Here is a 5,413-nt window from a genome sequence, read left to right as displayed (position 1 = left end):
TTCCCACCTCGGGGAAACAACCGTAAAGTGAACTTACGTCAGACGCCAACGGCGGCCCCCGCCCCATGGGGCGGGGGCCGCCGTCGCCCTTGCGAAGTGCCTGCTACGGTTGAGGCGCAGGTGGCCGGATTGATGGAAGTGCCGGTCGGATTCATGAACATGTGCATCCAGATCTCCCGCAGGTCCTGCTTGACCGCGGGTTGGATGGATTTCGCCACCTTGTTGATAACGTTGCCGGTTTTGAAACCAGCACCGCTGGTGCCGTGTTCCGGGAAAGACCTCGTCGAGCGCCTTCCAGAAGCCCAGTCCGCCATCGGCGACAGCCAGTTCCGGAGCGATCGTGAGGCCACGCGCCTTCAGGTCGATCAGCAGTTCGCGCCAGCTCTGGGCGCTCTCGCGGACGCCGACCTGGAAGCCGAGCAGTTCCTTTTTACCTTCCGGCGTGGCGCCGATCATCACCAGCATGCACTCGGCGGTGGGCTCCATGCGGGCCTGGAGGTAGACGCCGTCGGCCCAGACATAAACATAGCGCCGGGCCGACAGGTCCCGCCGCTGCCAGCGCGTATAGTCCTCCGCCCAGCTCTCCTTCAGCCGCGCGATGACCGCCGGCGACAGATTGGGCGCATCCTTGCCAAGCAGAACGCTCAGCGCCTCCTGGAAATCACCGGCTGAAACCCCGCGCAGGTACAGGATCGGCAGCAGGGCGTCGAGACTGGTTGTCCGCCGAGCCCAGCGTGGCAGCAAGGCTGAGCTGAACCGGATGCGCTCGGCTGCCGGGCCGGGAGCGCGATCACGGACCTTGATCCGCTGGACCTCGACCGGTCCGATCCCGGTCTGGATCAGGCGTTCCGGCCCATGGCCATGCCGGACCAGCCGGTCCCGGCCATCGGCCAGCTTCAGGTCTTTGCCGGCAGCCAGGAAAGCCGCCACCTCGGCTTCGATGGCCTGCTCCAGCAACTGGCGGGCTCCCGATCGGAGAAGGGCCGTCAGGGGATCATCGATCGCGTCGGGCTGGCGAAGGCGAATAATGCTGCTATCCTCGTTCATGGCGTATCGCTCCTCTGGAGGTTCAGGCAGGCTTCAAGCACCTACCTCGATACGCCGCCTTCCTCACCTCGTCATCACCCAGTTTCCGCTATAGCTCCAAACCTGCCTTCGGTGGCACCGACCTCTCAGGCGGCGCCACCGATCGATCCGCTTTCCATCTTAGGTGAATGGCTCTAGGGTGAACTCACGTCGCGCACCAATGGCGGGCTCTAACCCCTTGCAGGGCCTGTTATTGCCCTCGCGAAGTGCCTGCTATGGTTGAAGCGCGGGTGGTCGGATTGATGAAAATGCCGGTCGAATTCATGAACATGTGCAGTGGCGACAGTCAGCATTGTATTTGTGAGGCATGAAGGCGAGATCCGAGCATCGAAACAGGCCACCCCTTGTGCGATCCCGCACATCCATGCAGAACGATGACGTGAAACCATTGTCCATCACAGCCCTATTGCACAAAATTTCTTTGAAGGTTATTTGCTGATGGAATAGGTCGTATGCGACGCTGAAGGTGATATGTTTGGAAACCAAGGTTTTCTGGTATGCGATGCGGAGAGCTGTTCCATTCCGGGCGATAAGCACCCTCTCCGGCAGTCGCCATTGTGTCGGGCAAGCCATCCTCATGGCTATGTTGTCCTGTCGTAAGACCCGATGAAGCACCCCGATGATTCACCCACGAATATGCCTGACGCAGCCCAGCGTCAGGCGCTCGTCGCCTCCTTCGGCAGCCGTGCGCTCGATGCGGGGCTGGATCTCGACGCGTTGCTTGGGGAAGCTGTCGTGCACGCCGCAGCGGGCCTCAGCGTCGAACGGGCCAAGGTGCTGCGGTACCGCCCTGCATCTGACGATCTGCTGGTGTGCGCCGGTGTCGGCTGGGCGCCCGGTGTCGTTGGTCATGCGACCTTGTCCGCCGACTTGACGTCGCCGCCAGGACGTGCCTTGCGCACGGAAGCAGGTGTGGTGATCGCGGACATCCGCACGGCCGAGGGTTTCGTCTATTCCGATCTGCTGCGCGCACATGGTGTCCTGGCTCTACTAAATGTGCCAATCCGGATCGGGGAGAGCGTCTGGGGGGTGCTGGAGGCGGACAGCGAGGTCGAGCAATGCTTCAGCCCCGAGCACATGCACTTCCTGCAGGCTCTGGCCAATCTGCTCGGTGCCGCCATCCGTCGCCTTGAGGTCGAACTCCGGCTGCGTGAGCACGTTACGGCGCTGGGTGCGGCGCAAGCGGCGTCGATCGAGAGCGGGGAGCAGTTGCGGGCACTGACCGAAAACCTTCCTGCCGGCATGGTCTACCAGATCGCGATGCGGCGCGATGGCAGCGACCGCCGCTTCACTTACGTTTCGCACAGCTGCGCACGCTTGACTGGTGTGACCGCCGAAGCCGCCCTGGCGGATGCCGGCGCGCTTTACGAAACAGTCGTGCCGGAGCATCGCTCGGCCCTCGCCGCTGCCGAGGCGATCGCGATCCGGGACCTGATCCCCTTCGACTTCGAAGTACCGTTCCACTGCTGCGATGACGGAGAGATCCGCTGGTGCCGCATGATCTCGGCCCCGCGGGAGCGATCTGACGGATGGCTGCTCTGGGATGGCCTCTTCATCGATATCAGCGACCGCAAGCGGGCCGAGGAGGCGGTGCGCGACGAGGCCCATAGCCTCGAGGTGCTGAACCGCACCGGGGCGCTGCTGACAGCCCAGCTCGATCTCGGCCATATCGTCCAGGCGGTAACCGACGCCGCAACGGAGCTCTCGGGCGCTGCCTTCGGCGCCTTCTTCTATAACACGGTGGGTGACAATGGTAACTCCCTGACCCTCTACACGATCTCGGGTGTTCCTCGATCGGCCTTTGCAGATTTTCCGATGCCGCGAAGTACTGCGGTTTTTGGGCCGACATTTCGAGGTGAGGGCATTGTCCGCTCGGACGATATTCTCGCCGATCCGCGCTACGGCCAAAATCCGCCTCACCGCGGCATGCCCGAGGGACATTTGCCGGTCCGCAGCTACCTGGCGGTTCCTGTTATCTCCCGCTCCGGCGAAACGCTCGGCGGGCTTTACTTCGGGCACCCGGAGCCCGGTGTCTTTACCGCGCGTGCCGAACGTATCGTCGTCGGCATCGCGGCGCATGCAGCGATCGCGATCGACAATTCCCGGCTTTACACCGCCGCCCAACGCGAGATATCGGCGCGCGCAGCTGCCGAGGCCGATCTGCAGCGTTTGAACGAGACACTGGAGCAGCGTGTCGCCAGCGCGATCGCAGAGCGTATCCAGGCTGAAGAGGCGCTGCGCCAGGCTCAGAAAATGGAAGCCATCGGCCAGCTGACCGGTGGTCTGGCGCATGACTTCAACAATCTGCTCCAGGGCATTGTCGGCAGCCTCGAGATGCTGCGCAGTCGGGCCGCCGCCGGGCGCACTGCCGATCTCGGTCGCTATGTCGAGGCCGCTCTCGCTTCGGCGGAGCGGGCGACCGCCCTCACACATCGCCTGCTTGCATTTGCCCGGCGCCAGCCGCTGGATCCCAAGCCAGTCGACGCTAACCGGCTGGTAGGCGCGCTGGAGGAGCTGATCCGGCGCACCGTCGGTCCCGCCGTTCAGGTTGAGACGGTACTTGCGGGTGGCCTATGGCCGACGCTGTGCGATCCCAACCAGCTTGAGAGCGCGCTCCTCAACCTCGCCATCAACGCCCGCGATGCCATGCCCGGCGGCGGGCGCCTGACGATTGAAACGGCCAATGCGCATCTTGACGATGCCTATGCGGCGGCACAGCTCAACGTCACACCTGGCCAGTATGTCGCACTCTGCGTGACCGATACCGGCACCGGCATGCCACCGGAGGTGATCGCCCGGGTCTTCGATCCGTTCTTCACGACCAAGCCGCTCGGCCAGGGAACCGGCCTCGGTCTTTCCATGGTATACGGCTTTGCCAAGCAGTCGAACGGTCACGTGCGCATCTACAGCGAGGAAGGACGTGGCACAGCGGTCAAGCTCTATCTGCCGCGCCATTGGGCTCAGGCTGGTGGCGAGGCCAAACCAGAGACAGCGATGCCAGGGGAGCCCGCCGGTGCCGGCGAGACGGTGCTGATCGTCGAGGACGAAGCGCTGGTGCGGATGCTGATCGTCGAGGTTCTGGAAGACCTGGGTTATGCCTCGCTCGAAACCGGAGACGCGGCCTCAGCACTGCGTGTGGTTGAGTCCGGCGTCCGCATCGATCTAGTGATTACAGATGTGGGCCTGCCCGGAAGCATGAATGGCCGCCAGCTTGCCGACGCGGCCCGTGAGATGCGACCCGATCTCAAGGTACTATTCATCACCGGTTATGCGCAGAATGCCGCCATTGGCAACGGCGTTCTCGAGCCCGGTATGGCAATGATGACCAAGCCCTTCGCGCTTGATGCGCTGGCGATGAAGATCCGTGCAATGATCGAGAATGGGGAGGGCATGCCACTCCTTGAACGCAAAAGATAACCTGGAGACGCAGACGATGATCGGTCAAACGTACGTTCCACGAAATCATACGTACGCTTGACTCAACAGGAAGTGATGTTTCTGGCCAGATCGAAAGCTCCAGCCAAACATCCTGGCATCGGGTTGTTTTAGACGGTCTATGTATCACCGAGAACACGCACAGTGTCTTCTTCGGCAACAGATTCAACGTACCGATAGCGATATCAACCATGAACATTAATAGGATTAATAAATTTAAACTAATAATTACTATATTGAAGGATTAATAATATTCTATTTGAAGTATTTTTTATCCAGAGCCGTCGTTTATGATAGTGATGTGATCACTATGTCATGCTCGATCTTCTAAAGATGAGACTCCATCGGCAAACAATACTACTGATGAATATTTTAATAACAGCAGCTGAAAACACAACAAGAACATCGATTATCCTCAGGGAAATGAAACATGAAGAAGCATGCACTGTTCGGTCTTGTTTTGGCCGTGGCCTCAATGCTCATTTCAGAATCCGGATCTGCCAAAGATAGCGCGGACGACAAAGGATCCGACGCCTCGACACCTTCCTCTGAGGTGGAACCCATTGGTGAGGCAACTGGGGTGGCGGGTTAAGCGAGAGTCCCGCGGGATCATTGCGCCGTGTCGATGCCGGGAATCGGTGCCGGCGCGAGCCGCAGGGTAGCTGCTATACTTCCAATTTCCAAATCCTTGTTGTTGATGCCGGTGGTCATGGGGGCGAAGGTGAGCATTTCCCCGCTTCCCGATCTTGCTCGGGAAGCGGGGGAAGCGGAACCGTTCGGCGCAGCCAATCGTCCCGATGTCTACGGGCATTGCTCTTCGTAGATCTGCCGGGGCGTCCGGTAGCCGTGCGCCTGATGAAGGCGTTCCTCGTTGTAAAAGTGCAGCCAAGCG

At 60.9% G+C, this 5,413-nt stretch carries 2 protein-coding genes and 1 pseudogene; 2 read left to right on the top strand and 1 reads right to left on the bottom strand.

Going from position 1 to position 5,413, the window contains the following annotated elements; genetic code table 11:
* Positions 1-170: 170 nt before the first annotated feature.
* Positions 171-1,047, bottom strand: a pseudogene (locus AC5JJ6_RS39865) (IS256 family transposase); the annotation flags it as partial.
* A 645-nt stretch (positions 1,048-1,692) separates the two neighbouring features.
* On the opposite strand from AC5JJ6_RS39865, the gene AC5JJ6_RS39860 reads away from it, so the two are divergent.
* Together AC5JJ6_RS39860 and AC5JJ6_RS39855 are read left to right on the top strand one after the other, a co-directional pair.
* Positions 1,693-4,503: a GAF domain-containing protein gene (locus AC5JJ6_RS39860; protein WP_496047358.1), complete on the top strand. Its 2,811-nt coding sequence runs from the start codon at positions 1,693-1,695 to the stop codon at positions 4,501-4,503.
* Between the two features lie 448 nt (positions 4,504-4,951).
* Entirely contained in the window at positions 4,952-5,113 is a 162-nt protein-coding gene (locus tag AC5JJ6_RS39855) for a hypothetical protein (protein WP_496047357.1), read from the top strand.
* The last annotated feature ends 300 nt before the right edge of the window (positions 5,114-5,413 follow it).

The sequence above is a fragment of the Skermanella sp. genome, from assembly GCF_059503625.1.
The sequence above is the reverse complement of the archived record's forward strand: the minus strand, read 5'-3'. Positions and strand labels throughout refer to the sequence as shown.